Annotated in this window: 15 protein-coding genes; 3 read left to right on the forward strand and 12 right to left on the reverse strand. The window is 66.3% G+C overall.

Features of this window, described 5'->3' with window-relative positions:
* Positions 1-77: 77 nt before the first annotated feature.
* A complete protein-coding gene (locus BGRAMDRAFT_RS22580) occupies positions 78-974 on the reverse strand; it encodes a LysR family transcriptional regulator (protein WP_006051155.1) in 897 nt (298 codons plus the stop codon).
* Positions 975-1,103: 129 nt separating this feature from the next.
* On the opposite strand from BGRAMDRAFT_RS22580, the gene BGRAMDRAFT_RS22585 reads away from it, so the two are divergent.
* Positions 1,104-1,847 (forward strand): SDR family oxidoreductase, encoded by a 744-nt coding sequence (locus BGRAMDRAFT_RS22585; RefSeq protein WP_006051156.1) that lies wholly within the window; start codon positions 1,104-1,106, stop codon positions 1,845-1,847.
* Positions 1,848-1,958: 111 nt separating this feature from the next.
* Here the strand turns inward: BGRAMDRAFT_RS22585 and BGRAMDRAFT_RS22590 are convergent, their stop codons facing one another.
* Positions 1,959-2,984, reverse strand: a complete 1,026-nt coding sequence (locus BGRAMDRAFT_RS22590; RefSeq protein WP_006051157.1) for an aldo/keto reductase — start codon at positions 2,982-2,984, stop codon at positions 1,959-1,961.
* A gap of 95 nt (positions 2,985-3,079) precedes the next feature.
* Complete coding sequence (locus tag BGRAMDRAFT_RS22595) at positions 3,080-3,649, reverse strand: DUF4142 domain-containing protein (protein WP_006051158.1); 570 nt, start codon at positions 3,647-3,649, stop codon at positions 3,080-3,082.
* Positions 3,650-4,018: 369 nt separating this feature from the next.
* Between BGRAMDRAFT_RS22595 and BGRAMDRAFT_RS22600 the strand changes: the two genes are divergently transcribed.
* The gene (locus BGRAMDRAFT_RS22600) at positions 4,019-4,993 is read left to right on the forward strand and encodes a chemotaxis protein (protein ID WP_006051159.1); all 975 of its coding nucleotides are present in this window, start codon (positions 4,019-4,021) and stop codon (positions 4,991-4,993) included.
* Between the two features lie 61 nt (positions 4,994-5,054).
* Here BGRAMDRAFT_RS22600 and BGRAMDRAFT_RS22605 read toward each other — a convergent pair whose 3' ends face one another.
* From BGRAMDRAFT_RS22605 to BGRAMDRAFT_RS22615, 3 genes are all read right to left on the reverse strand, one after another.
* Complete coding sequence (locus tag BGRAMDRAFT_RS22605; protein ID WP_006051160.1) at positions 5,055-6,149, reverse strand: asparaginase; 1,095 nt, start codon at positions 6,147-6,149, stop codon at positions 5,055-5,057.
* A gap of 99 nt (positions 6,150-6,248) precedes the next feature.
* A complete protein-coding gene (locus BGRAMDRAFT_RS22610; RefSeq protein WP_006051161.1) occupies positions 6,249-6,893 on the reverse strand; it encodes a pyridoxamine 5'-phosphate oxidase family protein in 645 nt (214 codons plus the stop codon).
* Between the two features lie 206 nt (positions 6,894-7,099).
* The gene (locus tag BGRAMDRAFT_RS22615; RefSeq protein ID WP_006051162.1) at positions 7,100-8,371 is read right to left on the reverse strand and encodes an MFS transporter; all 1,272 of its coding nucleotides are present in this window, start codon (positions 8,369-8,371) and stop codon (positions 7,100-7,102) included.
* 251 nt (positions 8,372-8,622) lie between these two features.
* Between BGRAMDRAFT_RS22615 and BGRAMDRAFT_RS22620 the strand changes: the two genes are divergently transcribed.
* Complete coding sequence (locus BGRAMDRAFT_RS22620) at positions 8,623-10,800, forward strand: TonB-dependent siderophore receptor (RefSeq protein WP_006051163.1); 2,178 nt, start codon at positions 8,623-8,625, stop codon at positions 10,798-10,800.
* Positions 10,801-10,866: 66 nt separating this feature from the next.
* Here BGRAMDRAFT_RS22620 and fhuB read toward each other — a convergent pair whose 3' ends face one another.
* The 6 genes from fhuB to BGRAMDRAFT_RS36160 form a co-directional block, all read right to left on the reverse strand.
* Positions 10,867-12,858: a Fe(3+)-hydroxamate ABC transporter permease FhuB gene (gene fhuB, locus BGRAMDRAFT_RS22625; RefSeq protein ID WP_006051164.1), complete on the reverse strand. Its 1,992-nt coding sequence runs from the start codon at positions 12,856-12,858 to the stop codon at positions 10,867-10,869.
* Positions 12,855-13,823: an ABC transporter substrate-binding protein gene (locus BGRAMDRAFT_RS22630; RefSeq protein WP_006051165.1), complete on the reverse strand. Its 969-nt coding sequence runs from the start codon at positions 13,821-13,823 to the stop codon at positions 12,855-12,857. The genes fhuB and BGRAMDRAFT_RS22630 overlap by 4 nt, the downstream gene beginning before the upstream one ends.
* A gap of 46 nt (positions 13,824-13,869) precedes the next feature.
* A complete protein-coding gene (locus tag BGRAMDRAFT_RS22635) occupies positions 13,870-16,062 on the reverse strand; it encodes a TonB-dependent siderophore receptor (protein ID WP_006051166.1) in 2,193 nt (730 codons plus the stop codon).
* A 206-nt stretch (positions 16,063-16,268) separates the two neighbouring features.
* Positions 16,269-16,883, reverse strand: a complete 615-nt coding sequence (locus BGRAMDRAFT_RS36150; RefSeq protein WP_006051167.1) for a thioesterase domain-containing protein — start codon at positions 16,881-16,883, stop codon at positions 16,269-16,271.
* A 20-nt stretch (positions 16,884-16,903) separates the two neighbouring features.
* Positions 16,904-18,502 (reverse strand): condensation domain-containing protein, encoded by a 1,599-nt coding sequence (locus tag BGRAMDRAFT_RS36155; protein WP_415857593.1) that lies wholly within the window; start codon positions 18,500-18,502, stop codon positions 16,904-16,906.
* Positions 18,484-22,284, reverse strand: coding sequence for an amino acid adenylation domain-containing protein (locus tag BGRAMDRAFT_RS36160; protein ID WP_415857592.1), 3,801 nt, complete (start codon positions 22,282-22,284; stop codon positions 18,484-18,486). Before BGRAMDRAFT_RS36160 ends, BGRAMDRAFT_RS36155 begins: the two co-directional genes overlap by 19 nt.
* Positions 22,285-22,308 lie beyond the last annotated feature (24 nt).

Raw genomic sequence — 22,308 nt, forward strand, 5'->3', positions numbered from 1 at the left:
ATACTGTATATCTATACAGTTTTCCACGAGCCGCGCATGCGCGTTTGCGTAGGCGCACGGGCCGCGAACTACGCCGCTTACGCGGTGGCCGCCGTCTCGAAGATGTCGCGCAGCCACTGCGCGAACACGCGCACCCGCGACGACAGTTGCCGGTTCTGCGGATACAGCACCGACACCGGCAGCGACGGCGGCGGGAAGCCGGCGAGGATGATCTTCAGGCGCCCCGCCGCGAGTTCGTCGCGCACGCGGTAGCGCGGCACCTGCACGATGCCGAGCCCGGCGAGCGCCGAGCCCGTGTAGAGTTCGACGCCCGTCACCGACACCGCGCCCGGCAGCAGCATCGGCGTATTGCGTCCTTCGATGCTGAATTCCAGCGGCACCGGCTTGCCGGTCGCGCTCGACACATAGTTGACGGCGCGGTGCGCCGCGAGCGCCGACGGGTCCGCGGGCTCGCCATATTTTTCCAGATAGGCCGGGCTCGCTACCGTGACTTGCGGCAGTTGCGCGACGCGCCGTCCGACCATCGACGAATCCTGCAGGTTGCCCGCGCGCAGCACGCAGTCGACGCCCTCGCGCACCAGATCGACCAGCCGGTCGTCTTCGCCGATCGTCAGTTCGATGTCCGGGTAGCGCGTCAGAAACGCCGGCAAGGACGGCACGACGAAGTGGCGCGCGAGCGTGCCTTGCAGGTTCACGCGCAGCAGGCCCTTCGGCGCGAGGTTCGAGAACGAGCCTTCGGCGTCCTCCAGATCGGCGATCAGCCGCACGCAGCGGCCGTAGTACGCCTGGCCGTCCGGCGTCAGACGAACCGTGCGCGTGGTGCGCTCGAGCAGCCGCGCGCCGAGCCGCTCCTCCATCCGCTTGACGAGATTGGTGACGGTGGCACGCGGTATCTGCAGGTCGTCGGACGCCCGCGTGAAGCTCTGCCGCTCGGCCACCCGCACGAAAACGCGCATTTCCTCGAAACGGTCCATGTTTGGCGTGCCCTTTGATTCGTTTTGTTAAAGCAAGTGGAATGATGATGGTGAGGCCGGCCCGATTATCTCAGAACAGAAAGCGTTCATCATTCACTCACCGATCCACTACCGACAAGGAAACGCATCATGAACACGACAACAAACGCCCAGATCGCCATCGTGACCGGCGCCTCGCGCGGCATCGGCGCGGCCATCGCACGCCGTCTGTCGAACGACGGTTTCGCCGTCGTCGTCAATTACGCGGCAAGCTCGAACGAAGCCGAAGCGCTCGTCGCCGAACTGAAGGCGGCGGGCGGCCGGGCGATCGCGGTCAAGGCGGACGTGTCGAAAGCCGGCGACGTGCGCCGCATGTTCGAGACAGCCGAGCAGCAACTGGGAAAGGTCGACGTGCTGGTCAACAACGCGGGCGTGATCCAGCCGACGCCGCTTGCCGACACCAGTGACGAGCTGTACGACCGCACGTTCGACATCAACGTGCGCGGCACTTTCAACACGCTGCGCGAAGCGGCGGGCCGCATGAACGGCGGCGGGCGCATCGTCAACTTTTCGAGCACGACCGTCGCGCTGAACATGCCGGGTTACGCGATTTACAGCGCGACGAAGGCGGCGGTCGAAACGTTCACGCACGTTTTCGCGAAGGAACTGCGCGGGCGCAACATCACCGTGAACGCGGTCGCGCCGGGGCCGGTCGCGACGTCGCTCTTTTTCGACGGCAAGACCCAGGAGCAGATCCAGCACTTCGCGAAGATGCCGCCGCTCGAGCGCCTCGGGCAACCGGAGGATATTGCTTCGGTGGTGGCGTTCCTCGCGAGTTCGCAGGCCGGCTGGGTCAACGGCCAGGTATTGCGCGCGAACGGCGGGCTGGCTTGAGGATTGGGCATTGAGGGTTGAGCATTGAGGGTTGAGGCGCGCGTTGGTTTCGGGCGCTGCGGAAGCGGCGCCGGCAACCAACGCACCTAAAAAGCGCCCCGACTCGCCCGCTTAAACCGCTTTCGGATTGCGCTCGGCGAATCCTTCCTGATGCCAGTACGGATAAGCGGGCCGCACCGCGCTCGCCGCATCGAGCCGCGCGACCTGCTCGGGCGTCAGATTCCAGCCGACCGCGCCCAGGTTCTGCCGCAACTGCTCTTCATTGCGAGCGCCGATCAACACCGTCGACACGGTCGGGCGCTGCAACAGCCAGTTCAACGCAATCTGCGGGACGGTCTTGCCGGTTTCGACGGCGATCTCGTCGATTGCGTCGAGCACCCGGAACAGGTAGTCCTCCGGCACCGGCGGGCCCATGTCGGCGGTCTTGTGTAAGCGGCTCTGCTGCGGCAGCGGCTGGCCGCGCTTGATCTTGCCCGTCAGACGTCCCCAGCCGAGCGGGCTCCACACCACCGCGCCCACGCCCTGATCGATGCCGAGCGGCATCAGCTCCCACTCGTAATCGCGGCCGACGAGCGAGTAATACGTCTGGTTCGCGACGTAGCGCGGATAGCCGTAGCGGTCGGCGGTATCGAGCGACTTCATCAGATGCCAGCCGGAAAAGTTCGACACGCCCGTGTAGCGGATCTTGCCCGCGCGCACGAGGTCGTCGAGCGTGGACAGCACTTCGGCGACCGGCGTACGGGCGTCGAAACCGTGCAGCTGAAAGAGGTCGATGTAGTCGGTTTGCAGGCGCTTGAGCGCCGCGTCGACCGCCTGAATCAGATGAAAGCGCGACGAGCCCACGTTGTTCGGGCCGTCGTCGAAACGAAAGGTCGCCTTGGTCGAGAGGATCGCCTTGTCGCGCTTGCCCTTGAGCGCTTCGCCGAGCACCGACTCGGATGCGCCGCGCGAATAGATGTCCGCGGTGTCGAACATCGTCACGCCCGCATCGAAACAGATGTCGATCAGACGGCGGGCTTCGGCGACGTCGGTCGCGCCCCACGCCTCAAAAAATTCGCCCTTGCCGCCGAACGTCCCCGTGCCGAAACTCAGCACCGGCACCTTGAAACCGGAAGCACCCAGATGTCTGTATTCCATTGATGAATCTCCGTGGCATAGCCGTCGTTTGAACGGAGGTTCAGTTTACGCCGGTCGGCGCGGACGCGTCGCCGGCGTCGCCCGCCTCCGCAAACTCAGTGCGCTGCTGCCGGCAGATGCTTGCGTTGCGCCAGTTCCTGCGCCATCGCGTAATGCTCCTGCAGAACAGGCAACGCCTTCTTCGCCGCATCCTTCAACTGCGGATCGCGGCCCGAGGCGATTTCCGCCTGGAACGCCGACAGCGCCTTCTGCTCGCCGGCCAGCGCGACCTGCTCGATATAGGTCTTGTCGAACTCGGCGCCGCGCAGGTTGTTGATGCTCGCCAGCACTGCCGTGTCCGGGTCGTTCTTCGGCACGTCGACGCCGCGCGGGCTGGCCGCGCGCAGTGCGTCGGTGATTTTGGCGTTGTCGGCCGAGACGCGCTCGGCGAACGCCTTCACGTCGCGGTCGGTCGAGCGCGACGTCGCGATGCGCGCGGCATCGCGTTGCGTGGCGACGGCCTGCGTGCCCTCGGCGATGAACGTCTGGTCGGCGGCGTGCAGACGGCCCGCGTCCGGCGCGGCGGCGGGCGCCGTCTGGGCGCTGGCCGTCGTGGCGGAAGCGGCGAGCATCAGCAGACTGGCCATGCAGGCGCTCGTGATGGTGGCGAGAGGCAAGCGGGTCATACGTTCTCCTTGGATTGGAAGCGAAACGGCAACGATGCGGCGCGCGAGGACATGTGAGCGCGAGATGCCGCGGCCGGCTCGTCTGCTGCCGTGAAGCGCCGCAAAGCGCCGCATTCGATCGTCGGAAAAAATTCTAGAAGCCGCGCCCGATGCCATGTGATACGACGCTGTCGCTTGTGTAACGTTAGGTAACCTTCACACGAATGCCGTCCGCTTGTGAGCGAAAACCGCGTGCACCCAGGGATTGCCAGCAAAAGCCGGCGAGCCGCTGAATTTTTCGGCAGCCGCGCCGATAACAGAAAGTAAGAAGCGCGTCGGCATCAACCAACGCAAGCGCGCGCCCACGCACCGCAATCCCGGAGAGATTCGATGGCAGTAGATAACCGCGCGCACGACGAACGCACCAACCTGACCAGTTCCAACAAATTCGAGTTGCTGCTGTACCGTCTCGGCTCGGTGCCCGGCAGCGACGCGCACGAGCTTTACGGCATCAACGTGTTCAAGGTGCGCGAAATTTCGACGATGCCGCCGGTCACGCCGATCGCCGGTTCGTCGCCGTTCGTGATGGGCGCCGTCGATATTCGCGGGCAGATCATTCCCGTGATCGACCTGCCGCGGCTGATGGGCTGCGAGCCCACGCGCGGCCTGAACATCCTGCTCGTCACCGAATTCGCGCGCTCGACGCAGGCGTTCGCGGTCGAGGAAGTCGACGACATCGTGCGCCTCGAATGGAATCAGGTGCTGTCCGCGGAAGGCGCGGCCGGCGGCAATCTCGTCACGAGCATTGCGCGGATCGACGGCAATACGGGCGACTCGCGGCTCGCGCAGGTGATCGACGTCGAGCAGGTGCTGCGCGACGTGTTCCCGTCGCAGCATCCGAGCGTGGACCCGACGTCGGTGGGCGATGCGCTGGGCATTCGCCCGGGCGCGAAGATTCTTGCCGCCGACGACTCCGGCTTCGCCCGCAAGCTGATCGAGCAGGCGTTGACCGCGATCGGCGCCGAGTTCGTGATGACCAAGACCGGCGAAGAGGCGTGGCAGACCTTGCAGCAGGTCGCGGAAGAAGCCGAGGCCAACGGCGTGCGCGTGAAGGACAGCATCGCGCTGGTGCTGACCGACCTCGAGATGCCCGAGATGGACGGCTTCATGCTGACGCGCCAGATCAAGGCGGATGAGCGGATGCGCGACGTTCCGGTGATCATCCATTCATCGCTGACGGGCGCGGCGAACGAGGCGCATGTGAAGAACGCCGGCGCGAACGGCTATGTCGCCAAGTTCCAGGCGGGCGAGCTCGCGCATGCGATACGTACTGCGCTGATGTCCGCGGCTGAGGCTGCTGCGTGACGATGTGAGGCGGCCGCGCGGCCGCGCCGCGCCGAGCCAGCACTAACGACGCGCACCCGCCTTATCGAGCCGCTGCGAGCGCAACCGAAAACACGACGCGGCTCGTCGCGACGCCCATCGTGTTGAGCGTTCTGGGCGCATGAAAAGCGTCGAGCTTCGCGCGCTGTCCGGCCGTGCCGATATCGAGCAGCGCGAGCACTTCGGCGACCACCGCGTATAGCACGCTGACGTTGCCATCCTCGACTTTCACCGCGATGCCGAGCGCGCCTTGCGCGCCCTCCTTGCCTGTGTGCGCCGCCGTCTGCTTCGACGCGCGCACGCCGATCGCATAACTGCCGTCTGCACCGAGCTTGCCGACCAGCGCGCCTTCGAACGCGTTCATCAGCAGCGTGCAAAAGCGGCCCTCTCCTGCCACCAGTTCCGGATAAGCCGTCATCGCACGATAGATGCGCGCGAGCGCCGCTGTGCGCGAAGTAGGCTCAGCGATGGACGCGCCGGAGGACACTTCATCCTCGGCAGCGGCCAGCTTGACGAAGAGTCGCGCAAGACGGTCCAGCGCGAAGGCCGGCGTGGGCAGATTGCATCCGTCGATCGCCCATTGCACGCCCTCGTCCGGCAGATCGCAGACGTTGGCGACCGTGTGCTTCACGCGCACTTGCAACGGGTGATCCGGCTCTTCGTAACCGCTCAGCGCGGCGCCGATCGAACGCGCGCCGGCGAGCATGCCCGCGTGCTTGCCCGAACAGTTGCTGCACACCGCGCCCGGCTTGAAATCGCGTTTGATCCAGTCCGCGTACACGGCATCGGAGAGCGGCGGATGACCGCCGCAGCGAAGATCCGCTTCGCTTGCCTGCGCCTTGGCGAGCATGCCGCGCGCACGTTCGATGTGACGCGGCTCGCTGCTGTGCGACGCGCACATCAGCGCGAGGTCCGCATCGTCGAAACCGAAGCGCTCCAGCGCGCCGGTTTCCAGCACCGCGAGCGCTTGCGCCGGCTTGGCCGCGGAACGCGCCAAGGTCACGCGCGACGGATCGCCGAACGAATACAGCAGGCGGCCGGCGGCATCGACAACCGCGACATGCGCGCGGTGCGTGTTTTCAACAGAATTGCCGCGATAAACGGTCGCCGCGATCGGCTCCGTGGTGTGCAGACTCATGCGCATTCTCCTCGTGATCGCGCGAATCGTTGCGCTTGCAAGCAAGCGTCATATGTCACGCGCTAAGCGCCACGATTCTACGGAACGAGTGCGCGCGCATCAATCGCCGCGAACCGCTGCCTCGCGTTTAAGCTCGGCCACTTGCGCCTCGAGTTGCTGGATGCGCTCGTCGCGTTCCTGCAGCGCGGCGGCTACATCCGCCGCTTCGAAACGCTGCGGAATATGCTTCGGACAATTGACGTCCCACGCGCGCACCGTCATCACGATCACGCGTTCGCCGCGCGCCTTGTAACCCTCGGGCATGAGCTTCGCGAGCAACGCGGGATCGTCGTCGACCACGCGCGCCTCGCCCCAGATCTTGATGCGCCGGCGATGCGCATAGTCCATCAGAAACAGATGCGCCTTCGGATTTTCCGCGAGATTGCCGGCCGTGATGTACTGCCGGTTGCCGGCGAAATCCGCGAACGCAATGGTGTGATCGTCGAGCACGCGCAGAAAACCGGCGGGACCGCCGCGATGCTGGATATACGGCTGCCCTTCCGAGCTGACGGTCGCAAGAAACACGCTCGTCTGCTGCTCGATGAAACCCGCGACGTCGGGCGTGAGACGCGTCTGCCAGCCGTGTTCTTCTTCCATGCGCGCGTACGCGTCGCGCGAACCGTTGCGGCTTTGCAATGCCTTGACCGTGGGCGTGAACGCGATGTCGCTCGGATAAGCGTGCTGGTGCGAGTCAGGGTGTGTCATGAAGCGGCTCCTTGGCGGGCATTCCCGCAAGTGACGCGCTCAACCTTACGCGCATGAGCCGTGGCGCGGTAGCCGGCCTGAACGAGAAGCCGGTTCTCATCGAACGAGAATAGCGCGTCGTGCCAGGCCGCGTGCCGTGCAAAGCCGCGTGCCGTGCCAGGCCGCGTGCCGTGCCAGGCCGCGCGCCGTGCAAAGCCGCGTGCCGCTCAGGCGCTCGGCGCCAGTTCCTCTTCGCGTTCGAGCGAACGCGTGTTCCTCAGTTCGGGGAAGAGCTTCATCCACAGCAAGGCGACCGTGATCGTCGCGATGCCGCCGACCAGCACCGCCGTTCTCGCGCCCCACCAGCCGGCGGTGATACCCGATTCGAATTCACCCAATTGATTCGATGTGCCAATGAAAAGCGAATTGACCGCACTCACGCGTCCGAGCATTTCATCCGGCGTGCGAAGCTGCACGAGCGACAGACGCACGACGACGCTGATGGTGTCCGACGCGCCGAGCGCCATCAGCGCGAGCAGCGACACGATGAACTGATGCGACATGCCGAACACGAGCGTCGCCACGCCGAACGCGATCACGCCGCCGAACATCGCCGCGCCCGGCCGGTTGCGCAGCGGAAAATGCGCGAGCCAGATGGTGCCCGCGAGCGCGCCGATCGCGGTGCCCGAGCGCAACAGGCCGAGCCCGAGCGGCCCGGCATGCAGCACATCGCGTGCGAACACCGGCAACAGCGCGGTCGCGCCGCCGAACAGCACCGCGAACAGATCGAGCGACAACGCGCCGAGTATCACCGGTTGCTTGCGAATGAACGCGATGCCGGAGAACACCGATTCGAGCGTGACGGGCGCGCGGCTCGCCGGCTTCGCGCGCAGCGGAATGCCCCACACGGCTGTGGCCGCGGCGGTGAACGACAGCGTGCACGCGAGATAAGCGGCGCCCGGACCGATGCCGTAAAGCAGACCGCCGAGCGCGGGACCGGCGATCTGCGCGGTCTGGTTCGCCGAGGTCGCCCACGCCGTCGCCTTCGGCAATTGCCCGCGCGGCACGACGCCGGGCAGCAACGACGCGACCGCCGGCGATTCGAAGGCGCGCGCCGCGCCCACGCAGGCAGCGAGCACGTAGATCACGGGTGCGCTGATCCATCCGCCGAAGGTGCCCCACGCGAACAGCAATGCCGCGACGCTTTCGAGGCTTTGACAGATGGCCGCGATGCGCCGGCGATCGTAGCGGTCCGCGAAATGGCCGACGACGAGCGTCAGCAGGAACATCGGCAGGAACTGCGCGAGTCCGACGAGGCCGAGCGCGAACGCGCTGTGCGTGAGCGCGTAGATGTGCCATCCCATCGCGACCGCGAGCATCTGAAACGACAGCGACGAGAGAATGCGCGTGCACCAGAAGCGTTGAAACGCCGGTTGCTTCGGCAGGCTGACGGTGGAGGAATCGGCGGTGTCGCTGGAGTCGGTTGGAACGGGAGGCATCGAGGTCGTGAGTGTTGGCGTGGCTGACGTGACTGGCGTGGCTGGCGTGAGCGGCGGCTAGTTTAGAGCAACGCAGCCGGTCTTGCTGGCGCGGTGGGCATCCGCGAGTCCGCGTCATTATGTTTTGATTTGATAATCATTCTCATTTACATTATCCTCTCGCATCCTTAATAACAACCGACGCCGCTGAGCTGCCCGGCCGCTCTGGTGCGGGATACGCGTCGTCCAGGAATCTGTCGTTCAAACCATCCATGCGCTTCGTCAAAACCTCCGTGCCGCCAGGCCGCTTTCGCCGCCGCGGCCTCCGCATTCCCCTTTCGATGTTGATGTACATGGCGACCGCGCCCGCCGCGATGGCCGCTGCCGCTTCGCCGGATGTCGCGAGCGCCCCGCCCGCCGCCTCGACCGCCGCCCCCACCGAACTGCCGGCGGTCGCCGTGCAGGCCGCCGCGCTCGCCGACCCGACCGCCGGTTATCGTCCGCGCACGAGTGAAACCGCGAGCGGCATCGCGACGAAAATCAGCGACATTCCGCAGTCCGTCGCGGTGGTCAGCTCGAGCGTGATGCAGGACCAGCAGGCGCGCACGCTCGACGACGTGCTCGGCAACGTGAGCGGCATCACGCAAACGAACACGCTCGGCGGAACGCGCGATGCGTTCATCAAGCGCGGCTTCGGCTCGAACGACGACGGCTCGATTCTCGTCGACGGCATGCGCTCGCCGACGCTTCACAACTATCTCGCGACGATCGACCGCGTCGAAGTGCTCAAGGGCCCGGCTTCGCTGCTTTACGGCATTCAGGAGCCAGGCGGCGTGATCAACCTGATCACGCGCAAACCGGAAGACACTTTTCACGGCTCGGTCTCTGCGAACTACACGAGCCATCGCGGCAGCGGCACGAGCTTCGACCTCACCGGACCGATCGGCGAAGCGGGCCAGGTCGCGGGCGGCACGCTCGCGTTTCGCCTGACCGGCGAGTACAACACCGCGCGCTACTGGCGCAGCTTCGGACGCCAGCGCGACGCGCTGATCGCGCCGTCGCTGTCGTGGCACGACGCGAATACGTCGATCGACGTGAGCTACCAGTACGTCGACTACACGACGCCGTTCGACCGCGGCACCGTCCTCGTCAACGGTCATCCCGACGATGCGCTGCGCTACACGCGCTATGAAGAAGCGTGGGCACAAAACTCAGGCGAGCAGGAAACGCTGCGCGCGAAAATCGAACACCGCTTTTCCGACGAATGGCGCGTGCGCGCAACCTACGGATGGAGCCGCGACCGCTACGACCAGTACATCACGCGCGCGACGGCGTTCAACAGCAAGACCGGCATCATGAGCCGCTCGTCGGATGCGAATCTGCAGCGCAACGATTCCGACGAGATCGCGACCGTCGGCGTGCTCGGCAATCTGAAGCTCGGCGGCATGCGTCACGAGTTGTACGTCGGCGGCGAGTACGAGCGTCAACGCAGCTTCCGCGGCGACACCATACGCGGCAAGGCGGTGTCGGGCTTCGATCTGTTCGACCCCGTCTATGGACAACTGTCGCCGGGCGGCACGCCGAGCGCGACGCAGAGCGACAGCTTGTCGAAGGTGCATACCTATTCCGTCGTGACGCAGGACACGGTTCATCTGACGGACAGGCTGATCGCGGTCGGCGGCCTGCGTTGGGAGAACTGGCAGCAACTGTCGGGCGTGGGCCGTCCGTTCGTGATTGCCGGTCACTCGCATGGGCAGGTGTGGTTGCCGCAATTCGGCCTCGTTTACCGGCTCACGCCGGCGCTGTCCGCGTACGCGAACTTCAGCAAATCGTTTGTGCCGAACGTCGCCACGCAAGTCAGCGAGCCGCTCGCGCCGGAGCGTGGACGCGTCTATGAAACGGGCCTCAAGTTCGACGCGCACGGCATCACGGGCACGCTCGCCGTCTATCAGATCGACAAGAACAATGTGGCGGTCACAGTCGGCGATACGACCGAGACGGTGGGCAGCGCGAGGTCGTGCGGCATCGAACTCGATGTGGCCGGACGGGTCACGCAGCACGTGAGCGTGATCGGCAGCTATGCGTACACGAACGCAACCGACCGCGACAACGGCACGCGCCTCGTGAACGCGGCGCGCCATACCGGCAGTGTCTTCGCTGTCTACGACACGATGCTGCCGTATCTGCCGGGGCAATGGCGTTTTGGCGGCGGCGCGCGGCTAGTGAGCAAGCGTCCGGGCGACACGGCCAACAGCTTCACGTTGCCGGGTTATGTCGTGGCAGATCTGTTCGCCGCTTATGACACGAAGATCGGCAAGATCCCGACGCATGTGCAACTGAATGTGAAGAACGTGTTCGACAAAACGTACTATCCGTCGAGCAACAGCAATCTGATTATCGCGGTCGGCGAAGCGCGGCTCGTGATGTTGAATACGACGTTTTCGTTCTGACGCAGCGGGGTTCGTCGAGAGTCATGAGGCGCGCGATGCGCGCCTCGGCTCAACTTGTTCGACGCATCAACGACGCAGCAACCACATCAGATAAGGCCCGCCCAGAAGCGTCGCAATGACGCCGGCCGGCAGTTGCTGCGGAAAGATCATGTTGCGGCCGAGCCAGTCCGACAACACCATCAGCAAGCCGCCGATCAGCGCCGCGACGAGCATCTGCGAACGCGCGCGCGGAAAGCCGAGCAGCCGCGCGAGATGCGGCGCCATCAGGCCGACGAACGACATCGGGCCGATCACGACCGTCGCGCCCGCCGTGAGGATCGCGGCCAGCGCGAGCAGCATGAGCCGCGCGCGTTGCGCGCCGACGCCGAGCGCATTCGCCACGTTCGCGCCGAGCGGCAGGATCTCGAGCCAACGCGCGCCCAGATACGCGACGACCACCGCGACGACCGTGCACGCGCCGACGGCGATTGCCGTCGCGGGCGCGATCAGGTAGGTCGAGCCATATTGCAGCGGACGCAGCAGGTTCGCGTACGCGCCGCCGCTCGCCGTCGCGAGCATCACCACGGCCTGCGAAAACGCGCTGAGGGCGATGCCCGCGAGCAGCACATGCTCCGGCGCAAAACCGCTGCGGCGGCCAAGGGCGACGATCGTCACGAGGCAGATCAGCGCGCCCGCCGACGAGCCCGCGAGCAGCACGGGCGTCGACGGCGCGCTCGCCATGACCGCCGCGGCCAGCATGCCGAGCATCGCGCCGCCGCTCACGCCGAGCAGATCGGGGCTTGCCATCGGATTGCCGGTGACGCGTTGCAGGATCGTCCCCGCGAGCGCCACCATCACGCCCGCGCCGAGCGATGCGGCGAGGCGCGGCACGCGCCAGAACCACACGTCGCTCCATTGCTGCGCGCCGGTCCATTGCCAGCCGTGCAGCGTCGTCGAAAAGAGCAGCGACACGACGACCGCGGCTACAAGCAGGCCGCCGAGCAGCAGTGCGGGCATCGTTAACGCACGACGCGGCGGCGCGTTCTCCGCAGACGCGGGACGCGGCGCCTCGATATGCACGCGGCGCAGCATCCACAGCAGCAGCGGCCCGCCGCAGAGCGCGACCGCCGCGCCCGTCGGCAGCAGTTCGCCGAGTACGCTCGGCAAACTCTGCACGGCCTGATCGGCGATCGCGAGCAACAGCGCGCCGACGAACGGCGCCCATAGCAACTGATCGCGCACGCGCCGTGCGCCCATCAGACGCGCGAGCACCGGCCCGCCGAGTCCGATGAAGCCGATCACGCCGACCGCGCTCGCCACGAACGCGCTCAACGTGACGGCGACGCCGAGCGCGAGCGGACGCGTCCATTTCAGCGACATGCCGAGCTGGCTCGCGCTGCCGTCGTCGAGTGAAAAGAGCGTTAAGGGACGCACCAGCAGCGCCGTGGCGACGCCGCAGGCGAGCACGCGCGGCAGCAGCCACACGACGCTCGCCCAGCCGTTTTGCACGAGCGAGCCGCCGCCCCAGATGAACACCGACGTCAACGAACGCTCGAACACAATCGTCAGGATCACTGACAATGCGCCGCAGTACAGATTCACGATCATGCCCGCGAGCACGATGGAGACCGCCGCGAAGCCCTTGCGCCATGTCATCGCCATGGTGGCGAACATCGCGAGCGCGGCGCCTGCCAGCGCGACCGCGAAGCGCATATCGACGGCGAGCGCGGGCGCGGCCACCGCGGCGATCGTCAACGCGAGATACGCGCCCGCCGACACGCCGAGCGTGAGCGGCTCGGCCAGCGGATTGCGCAGCACCTGCTGAAAGACCACGCCCGCCAGCGACAACGCCGCGCCGGCGATCAGCGCGATCGCGAAGCGCGGCAGCCAGCCATAGCGCACGACAAGCTGCGGCAACGTGGCATCGGCACGAGGCAGCAGCGCGCTGGGCCATTGCGCGACAGGCAGCCGCGCGGACAGGGTGTGATAAACGAGCCACGCGGCCAGCATCAGCAGCAGCGCGGGCAGCCGCCACGCGCGCGGCGCGGCCGCGGTGACAGTCGCCGTCGAGCGGTTCATTGGGTGACTCCTTGCAGCGCGCCGGCGAGGCTGTCGGCGAAACGCATCGACGCGACGAGGCCGCCGAGCGCCGGCAACGGGCCGATGTGCCGGACGCGGTTTTGCCGCACGAACGGCAGCGCGCCCCATAACGGGCTGCGCGCGAGTTGCGCCGCGACGCCGGGCGGCACGCCGATGGTGACGACTTGCGCATCGGCATGTCGTGCGAGCGCGCCGAGGTCCGCTTCGGTCATGCCTTGCGGATCGGCGAAGTCCTGCCACGCGTTATCGATTCCGAGCGCGTGGAGCACGCCGCCGAACAGGCTGTTTCTGCCGAATACGGCGATGTGACGGTCGTCGATCGGACGCAGTAGATAGACGGGACGCCGCATCGCGCGAAAGTCCGCGAGACGCGCGGACGCATCGGCGACGCGGGCATCGGCTTGCGCGAACAGCGCATCGGCCGCCGCGTTGCGGCCGAGCGCGTCGGCGAGCTTGCGGGTCGCGGCGTGAACGGCCGGATAGACGTCGATGCCGGGGCCGAACAGTTGCACCGTCAGCGTCGGCGCGATGCGTTCGAGCAACCCGCGCAGCGGCGCATGCCACGGCGTGATGACGATAAGCTCGGGCTTTAGCGCAGCGAGCACTTCGAAGTTCGGCTGATACAGCAAGCCGGTATCGACGACCGACGGCGGCAACGCCGGAACGCCGTCGAGCTTCGCATACCACGCGGGACGCGACACGCCGACGGGCACAACGCCGAGCGACAACACGACTTCCGTCAGCGGCCAGTCGAGCACGACGACGCGAGCGGCGGGCGCCGCTGCGGAGCCTGCGGCCGAGCCTGAAATCGAAGCGGCCGCAGAAACGGCACCCGCCGCATCCGCCGCGCGCGCCGACCGTGCGCCCGCCGCCATAAGCGCGGCCGCGCCCAACCCCGCAAGCGCGAGGCGCCGCTTGCCGTTAAAGCGCACGCCTGTCGTCATGGCAACGTGTGCCGCATGCGATCCGCCGGGCCCTTCGTCATGCCGATCACCATTGATAGCGCGCCGTGCCGAGCACCGTGCGCGTCGCGCCCCAGTAGCACACCGAGGCGGTCGTGCAGTACGAGATGTACTCGCGATCGAACGCGTTGTTCAGATTGAGCGACAGGCGCCAGTTCTGAATGTCGTAGTGCGCGCCGAGGTCGACGAGCACACGCCCCGGCACCGTGAAGGTGTTGGCTGCATCGCCCGCCGAACTGCTCATATAACGCACGCCGGAGCCGACGCCGAAGTTGCGCAGCGGTCCGCGGTGGAACGTGTAATCGGCCCACAGCGAAGCGGTATTGCGCGGCGCGATGGTCGGACGCTTGCCGAAACTGGTGGGCGTCGTGGTGCTCGTCACCTGCTGGTTCAGATAGGTGTACGACGCAATCACTTTCAGATCGGCGGTGACGTTCGCGTGGGCTTCGAACTCGACGCCGCGTGAGCGGACCTGGCCGGTCTGTATCGTGTAGCCCAGATTATTCGGATCGACCACCGACACATTGTCCTGCGTGAGCGTAAACGCCGCGAGCGAGAAGAAGCCGTCAAACCATTTCGGCTGATAACGCACGCCCGCTTCGACTTGCCGGCCCTTCGTCGGCGAGAACGGAGCGCCGGAAAACGTCGCGCCCAGGACCGGTTGGAACGACCGCGAATAGCTGACATACGGCGCGATGCCGCTTTCGAATTGATACGCGAGGCCCGCGCGCCACGTGAACGCATGATCGTTCGTGTGGTAAATGCTGCCCTTTCCCGTCGTGAGCAAGGTGGTCTGCTGATTGCCGCCCGTCCAGTCCTGGCGCACGCCGAACGTGAGCACCCAGTTACGCCAGCGCGCTTCGTCCTGCGCATACACGCCGACCGTGCTCAACGAATAATCCAGGCGCGTGTTGGCCTGCTGCATCGGCAGCGACGAGAAGTTCGGGTTGTACAGATCCACCGTACCGAGGACGGAGTTGCCTTCCGTGTCGCCGAGCATCGAGCGCTGATAGTCGAGACCGAACAGCAACGTGTGCTGAACGGCGCCCGTCGCCACCTTCGCCTGCGCGTGCGTGTCGACCTGGAATTGCGTGTAGTGCTCGTTGTCGACGTTGCCCCACATCGACACCGTGCGCTGATCCGCGCCGAGCGCACTCGTCACCGAGGTCTGGTAATAATGCTGGTCGATATGCAGATAACGCAGATTCTGCGACACGCTGATCTTGTCGTTGATCGCGTGATCGAACTGATAACCGAACCAGTACTGCGTGCGATGCATGCCGTCGCGATCAGGATCGCCGAAATATTTGTCCGGCCCGAGTTGACCGTTCGGGTTACTAAACAACGTCGCGCCGGCGGGCACCGGGTTGAACAGACCGCCGTTCGGGTCGCGCTGGAAGCTGCCCTGCAGCGTGAACGTCGTGTCGCGGTTCGGCCGGATCGTGACCGACGGCGCGATTGCAAGGCGCTGGTCCTTGATGTCGCTGACCTGCGTCTCCGCAGTGCGCGCGACACCCGTGAGCCGATACAGCACGGTGCCGTTCTTGTCGACGGGACCGCTCAGGTCGAAGCCCAACTGATAGTTGTTGTGGTTGCCGATCTGCATCATCACTTCGTGATAGGGCTGCTCCATCGGCAGCTTGCTCACGTAATTGACGAGACCGCCCGGACTGCCCTGCCCGTACAGCACCGACGCCGGGCCATGCAGCACTTCCAGGCGCTCCATGAAGTACGGGTCGATGCGCGGCGTGGCGAAGCGCGGCGACTGATACAGATGCAGTCCGTCCAGATACGAGTCGAGCGGAAAACCGCGGCCGTAAAGCTGATCGAAACGGATGTCGGTGCCGTCCTGCGAATAGACGCCCGGCGTGTAGCGCAGCGCCTGGTCGACGGTCTGCGCGCCCTGGTCGTCCATCTGCTGGCGCGTGACGACGGACACGCTCTGCGGATTCGTCAGCAGCGACGAATCCGTCTTGGTGCCGGTCATCGAACGTTTGGCGACATAGCCGACGCCCGGCCCTAGCGGATCTTCAGCAGAACTGCGCACCTGAACGGCAGGCAATTCCTTCGCGGCGTCCGTGCCCGATGCAGCGGCCGGCGATTCCTGCGCGTGCGCGCCGAGGCTGGCCAGACCCAGCATCAACGCGACGTAAATCGGACGCGGGTGCGGCAAGCCGCGCTCCCGCAAAGCAACGCATTTCCCGGCTTTCTCAACCTTCATTCTTCTTGATCCCCTTTCTTCTATCCCCGAATCAAGCCAGACGCGCGGACGCCGGCCTGGTGCCCGGTGATTCTCTCAAGACGGGATAGTAATGTAAACAATAATCGTTCGCATTCAATGCGAATAAAACTGTGGGGAACGGGAGACACAGCCGTTGGCGCGATGCGGGCGAAAACGCGTGCCCGCCGCGCCAGCGGCTGGGGGTGCTAGCGGTGAAGATCGGCGACGGGATCGGGCTGAGTGCGTGCCGTCGCCTCGCTTTGCGGCGCCGATGGTGCGAACCACTGCTCAAGCTGCGCGGCAAGAATCGGATGGTGGACGATGCTCGAGTGACTCGCGTCGACGTCGAACTCGTGCAGCCGGCCACGCGTGCGGTCCGCCCACGCCATCCTGCGACGCGGATCGGCGATGCGCAGCGCGCGCCACACATGCAGATCGCAGGCGATGCGCGGCAGCACATGCCGCGACATCAGATCGGCGTGCAACGCGTCGGCGGCGAGCGCGTCGCCGAGCAGCGACGGGCCCGCGTTGTCGAGCAGCGTAAGCGCGGCGGCCGGCCGACTGTCTTCGCCTTCGTCTTCTTTGACGGTGGTGGCAGAGCCGGCGCCCTCCTCCCGATGCGTCGCCGTATCGACGATACCGACGAACGACACGCGCATGCCGCGCCGCTCGAAATGATCTGCGATGGCGATCGCGAGCCGGCCGCCGAACGACCAGCCGAGCAGCGCGTAGTCGCCGTGCGGCTGGAGCGCTCCGATGCTGTCGGCGTAGTGCGCGGCGAGCGCTTCGAACGTCTCGCCTTGCCACGGCTCGCCGCGCACAGCCGGGGCCTGAATGGCGATCAGCTCACGCGGCCGTTCAGCGCCTGCGCGAGCGTGCGGTATTCGCCGACCATGCCGTAGCCGGGGTGCAGACAGAACAGCGTGGCCGGCGCGCCGAGCGCGTTGAGCGGCACGGCCGGCGATGGTGCGGCCAAGGGGCGAGCGTTTGCAGCTTGCGGCCGGCGTCGCGCGAACCAGGCGGCGAGCGCATCGGCAGGAGGCACGGGCAGGCTGGCTTCGTAGACGGCGCGCGCGGTCCAGCTTGCGGCGATGGTGTCGCGCTGCGCCAGCGTTTCGACGGAATCGGGAACGGGTGGGCGCGGTTTGGGGGCTTGTGGTTGTTGTGGCTGTTGCGGTTGCTGTTGCGATGTGGCGGTGCGCAGATGTTCGACCAGCGCGACGAGCGACGACTCGAACGACGCCAGCAATTTTTCGGCGAGCGCGTCCGACGCGAACTGCGGCGCGTAGCCCCAGTTGAGCGCGAGCGAATCGCCGGAAATCCAGCCGTTGATGTCGAGCGCACGGTCGGGCAGCCGCGCGCGGGGTGCGATGGCGTCGCCCGGCGTTTCGGCCGCGAAGCCGAAGCGGCTTGCATCGTCGAAAGTTTGATCGAAGCGGCCCAGATAGTTGAAGCCGATCTCCGGCGTGGGCAGCGCGCGCAGCGCCGACCGACTCGCGGCGTCCGCGCAGCACGAGAGCAGGCCCCAGCCGAGGCCACGCAACGGGACGGCCGCGAGACGCTCGCGCACCTGCAGCAGCGCATCGGCAGGGTCGGTGCCGCGCGGCAACGCGAGCGGATACTGGCTCGTGAACCAGCCAACGGTGCGGCTCAGCTCGGCACCATCGATGACATCCTCGCGACCGTGGCCTTCCAGTTCGACGAGCACTTCATCACGCGACACCGCATCGCCGATGGCGCGCGCGAGCGCCGCAAGCAGCACTTCGTCGACGCGCATCCGGTACACGCGCGGTGCTTCATGCAGGAGCGCCGCGGTGAGTTCGGGCGAGAGCTTTTTCAGCAGCGTCTTTTGCGGCTGCGGATGCGGCTCGATGGCCGGAAACAGCGGGCCGGCGCGCAATGCAGGCGCGTCGAGCGCGGTTTGCCACCATGCGAGTTCAGCGACACGCTCCGATGATTCGGCATACTGATGAAGTTCACGGACCCATACGCGCCAGGGCATCGACGGGACTGGTAGGTGGATGGGCTCGTTGCGTTCGGCTTGTTCATAGGCGGCTTGCAATTCGTCGAGAAGCACGCGCCAGGAGACGCCGTCCACTGACAGGTGATGGATCGCGATTAGCAGACGGGTTTCGTTTGGAGTCTCGAAGCAGCCGATGCGCCAGAGCGGGCCGCGCTCGATGTCGAGGCTCGACTGGATGTTGGTGCAGGCGGTTGCAAGGTCTGCGAGCGACGAGAGTTTTTCGTGGCGGACGATGGCGGTGGCGGGCTGCGATACGTGTGTGGTCCGCGGTTCCTCTGACGACAGCGATACTTGTGAGCCTTGCGACGCTTGTGACGGTTGTGAATCGTGCGTCGCTCCTGTCAGTGTGTCCGCAGACTCTCCGCTCGCTACGGTCTGCTTCCACTCGCCCGCCTCTTTTACGAAGCGCAGACGCAGCGCGTCGTGGCGCGCCTCCGGGCAGCGACCGCGCGCTCGAGCGCCTCAGGCACGAGCCGCCCCTTCACCTTCAGCAGCACCGCCTGGTTCCAGTGCGATTCCCCTTGCGGATAGCGCTCGAAGAACAGCCGCTGGATCGGCGTCAGCGCGAGCGGCGCGCCGTCGTCGGCCTCATGCGCGATATGCGAATCGAGCCGTTGCGCGCGCTGCGCGAGACCGCTCACCGTCGGATGCTCGAAGATCTGCCGCGGTGTCAGCCGCCAGCCCGCCTCGCGCGCCCGCGCGATGATCTGCAGGCTCTGGATCGAGTCGCCGCCAGCTTCGAAAAAGTTGTCGGTGACGCCCAGATCGTCGCGTCCGAGTACCGCGCTCCAGATCGACAGCAGCACCGATTCGATCTCGTTCGATGGCGGCACGCACTCGCGTGCGCCCGTCTGCGGTGCGGGCAGTGCGGCGCGGTCGAGCTTGCCGTTCGGCATCCACGGCAGACGCGCGAGTATCGTCACCGATGAAGGGACCATGTAGGCCGGAAGCTTGTGCTCGAGTTCGCGGAGAAGGCGTGCGGTGTCGAGGGTGGGTGATGTGGTTGTGGTGGTCTTTGCTATCTCTGCACCCGCTACGCCGACCTGCGCTGCATCGGTACTCGCGACGCCCGTCGCCGCCACGTCAGCCTCTACCGCGCCACCCTCGCCCGCCACATACGCCGCCAACCGCTGCGTCTGCCCTTCGCCGACGACAATCACCGCCGCCTCGCGCACACCCTTGCACTGACGCAACACCGCCTCGATCTCGCCAGGTTCGATGCGCTGCCCGCGCAGCTTCACCTGCTGATCGAGCCGTCCGAGAAACTCCACGGTGCCGTCCGCGCGCATGCGGCACAGGTCGCCGCTGCGATACATGCGTGCGCCCGGCGCGCCGTGCGGGTCGGGCACAAAGCGCTCGGCAGTGAGACCCGCACGGCCAAGATAACCGCGCGCCACCGTCGGCCCGCCGATGCACAGTTCCCCGAGCCCGCCGACCGGCGCTTCATCGCCGAATGCATCCAGCACGCGCGCCGTGCGGCCCGGATACGGATGGCCAATCGGCACCGTCACGTCGTGGACGTCCGCGGCCACAGTGCGGCGGCATAACGCGGCGACTGTCGTCTCGGTTGGTCCGTACAGGTTATCGAGCCGGATGTCCGCGAGCGGTCCGTCGCACCAGCGCGCGAGCGCGTCGCCAGGCAGCGCCTCGCCGCCGACCGTCACCTGACGCAGCGCAAGCTGCGCGCGCGGCGGCGCATGACGATGCCACTGCTGCCACAGCGCCGTCGGAATCCGCGCGAACGTCACGCGGCGCTTGACCAGTCGCTCGCTCAGGCTTTGCAGATCCCACGGCTGTACGCCGCGCATTTCCACCGTCGCGCCGCGCAGGAGTGCGGGCAGCGTTTCGTGCAACGCGACGTCGAAATTGATCGTCGATGAGTGGAGGACTGTGTCGTCGTCGCTGATTCCGTAGGTTGTGAGGAAGTCCTGCAGGTGGGTCCATAACGCGCCGTGGCTCACGCCGACACCCTTGGGTCTGCCGGTCGAGCCCGAGGTGTAGAGCACGTAGGCGAGCTGGTCGGGGTGCAGCGCGATGTCGGTGTGCGGCTTCGACTCTTGCTCGGTGGCTGTGCTTATCATCGTTTCTGCGTCAGAGTGTTGCGGTGTCTCAGTGCCCATCAGTGACTCGCGCGCTGCGCCCGTCCGTGGCGCCGCTGAAGCAACGTTCGACTGCGACTGTGACTGCGCCTTCGCGTGCGCTTCCGCAGCAGCCGCAGCTACCGCCATTGCCCCTACCTCCACTACTTCACACCCCGCAAGCACCTCAGCAACCCGCGCCGCGCTCGCCGCATCCGCCACCACCTGCACGATCCCGGCATCGCCGATCATCTGCGCGAGGCGCGCGGCCGGGTAATCCGGGTCGAGCGGCACGAACGCACCACCGGAGCGAATAATTCCAAGCAACGCCGCAATCAGCGCCGGTCCTCGCGCAACACACAATCCCACGCGCCGCTCAGCACCCACACCTCGCGCGACAAGCCGTGCAGCCACCGCCGCCGACCACGCATCAAGTTCAGCATACGTGAGCGACTCATCTTCGCAGCGCAGCGCAATCGCCTGCGGCGTACGCTTTGCCTGCGCCGCAAGCGCCATCCCAAGCGACTCGAATGCATAGGACGTCAGCGGCTTCGCTTCATGCTGCAAAGGCAACGCCAACGAGCCAACCCGCCGCCGCACATCATCAACCATCTGCTCAAGCACCGCTTCGTACTGCGATGCAATCCGCTCCACAGTGCCAACATCGAACACATCGGCCGCATAGTTGAACATCAGGCGCAAGCTGCGCCCATCGTCGACGACGTTCAGCACCAGATCGAAACGCGCCGTATCCGTGCCGCCCGCCTCCGGCTCAACGACGAGACCGGGCATCGCAACCGATGCCTCGCTCGTCGCCTGCTCGAGATTGAACATGACCTGGAACAGCGGCGAGCGTCCGAGCTCGCGATCGATCCGCAACGCGTCGAGAATGCGGCCGAACGGTATCGAGTGATGCGCATGCGCCTCGAGCACGCGCTCATGCAGTCGCGACAGCAACGTCGCACACGGCATGGTGCCGTCGACGTGCACATCGATCACAAGCGTGTTGACGAAAAAACCGATTAGCCCTTCGCTCTCGCTGCGCTGCCGTCCCGCCGACGGCACGCCGATCCGCAAGCCCGGCTGACCGCCGTAGCGGTACAGCAGCGCGGCATAAGCGCCGAGCAACACGGTGAAAAGCGTCGTGCGCTGTGCGCGCGAGAGTTCGCGAAGACGCTCGGCAAGCGCCGGGCCGACATCGCGCCGCACGCGTCCGCCTTCGACGCCACGCACCGCTGCTCGCGGCCGGTCCAACGGCAATTCGAGCGCGGGACGCTCGGCTCCAAGGCGCTGTTTCCAGTACGCGAGGTCGTCGGCAAATGCGCCGTCTTGCCATTCGTTCTGCCACGCCGCGACATCGCCGAAATGAATGTCGAGCGGCGGCAGTGCGCAAGTCAACGCGTCATGCTGACCATCGAGCGCCGCGCGATACAGCGCCGCCAGTTCGCGAACGAAGAGCGCCTGCGACCAGCCGTCGGACACGATGTGATGCACGACGATCGACAGCGCGTGACATTGCGCATCGATCGCGATGAGGTCGACGCGCAGCAGCGGCCCTTGCTCGAGATCGAACGGTTCGCGCGCGGCGGCACGCAGCATGTCGCGCAATTGCGCGGGATCGTCGAGCGTATGTTCGCGCCACAGGTAGCACGCGTCCGCAGCGATGCGCTGGGCCGCGACGCCGCGCGTCTCGACGAAGCGTGCACGCAACGCGCCGTGGCGAGCGACGAGCGCATCGAACGCACGGCGCAATGCACGCACATCGAGATGCCCCGTCAAACGCAGCGCGCGCGACAGGTTATACGCGGGGTTCAGCGGATCGAGCTTCCAGAGGAACCACAGACGTTCCTGCGCGGGAGCGAGCGGATAAGTTGCCGCGCGCGAAAACGAAGAAGACGCATCGGCGCTCGACGCCTCTGCGTCTGCTGATTTAGTTGCGTCATCAACTTCGCGCGACAACGGCACAATCGGCAGACGCGCGGGATCGATACCCTGCTCGCGCGCCTTCTCGCGAAACCGCCGCCGACGTTCCGGCGACAGCGCCGCGTACTTGCGCGCAATCGCCAGCGCCTGGCTCGGCGCTTCGCTCCCGGTAGCGTTAGCGGTAGCAGAAGAACTCATAGAAGCAACCGTCGCAGCCGGTTC

Origin of the sequence: Paraburkholderia graminis C4D1M (genome assembly GCF_000172415.1) — a bacterium.
Classification (GTDB): domain Bacteria; phylum Pseudomonadota; class Gammaproteobacteria; order Burkholderiales; family Burkholderiaceae; genus Paraburkholderia; species Paraburkholderia graminis.

Excerpts from the sequence above, each read along its gene's own strand:
- BGRAMDRAFT_RS22580 (WP_006051155.1), bottom strand. The coding sequence starts at position 974 with ATGGACCGTTTCGAGGAAATGCGCGTTTTCGTGCGGGTGGCCGAGCGG.
- BGRAMDRAFT_RS22585 (WP_006051156.1), top strand. The coding sequence starts at position 1,104 with ATGAACACGACAACAAACGCCCAGATCGCCATCGTGACCGGCGCCTCG.
- BGRAMDRAFT_RS22590 (WP_006051157.1), bottom strand. The coding sequence starts at position 2,984 with ATGGAATACAGACATCTGGGTGCTTCCGGTTTCAAGGTGCCGGTGCTG.
- BGRAMDRAFT_RS22595 (WP_006051158.1), bottom strand. The coding sequence starts at position 3,649 with ATGACCCGCTTGCCTCTCGCCACCATCACGAGCGCCTGCATGGCCAGT.
- BGRAMDRAFT_RS22600 (WP_006051159.1), top strand. The coding sequence starts at position 4,019 with ATGGCAGTAGATAACCGCGCGCACGACGAACGCACCAACCTGACCAGT.
- BGRAMDRAFT_RS22605 (WP_006051160.1), bottom strand. The coding sequence starts at position 6,149 with ATGAGTCTGCACACCACGGAGCCGATCGCGGCGACCGTTTATCGCGGC.
- BGRAMDRAFT_RS22610 (WP_006051161.1), bottom strand. The coding sequence starts at position 6,893 with ATGACACACCCTGACTCGCACCAGCACGCTTATCCGAGCGACATCGCG.
- BGRAMDRAFT_RS22615 (WP_006051162.1), bottom strand. The coding sequence starts at position 8,371 with ATGCCTCCCGTTCCAACCGACTCCAGCGACACCGCCGATTCCTCCACC.
- BGRAMDRAFT_RS22620 (WP_006051163.1), top strand. The coding sequence starts at position 8,623 with ATGCGCTTCGTCAAAACCTCCGTGCCGCCAGGCCGCTTTCGCCGCCGC.
- fhuB (WP_006051164.1), bottom strand. The coding sequence starts at position 12,858 with ATGAACCGCTCGACGGCGACTGTCACCGCGGCCGCGCCGCGCGCGTGG.
- BGRAMDRAFT_RS22630 (WP_006051165.1), bottom strand. The coding sequence starts at position 13,823 with ATGACGACAGGCGTGCGCTTTAACGGCAAGCGGCGCCTCGCGCTTGCG.
- BGRAMDRAFT_RS22635 (WP_006051166.1), bottom strand. The coding sequence starts at position 16,062 with ATGAAGGTTGAGAAAGCCGGGAAATGCGTTGCTTTGCGGGAGCGCGGC.
- BGRAMDRAFT_RS36160 (WP_415857592.1), bottom strand. The coding sequence starts at position 22,284 with ATGAGTTCTTCTGCTACCGCTAACGCTACCGGGAGCGAAGCGCCGAGC.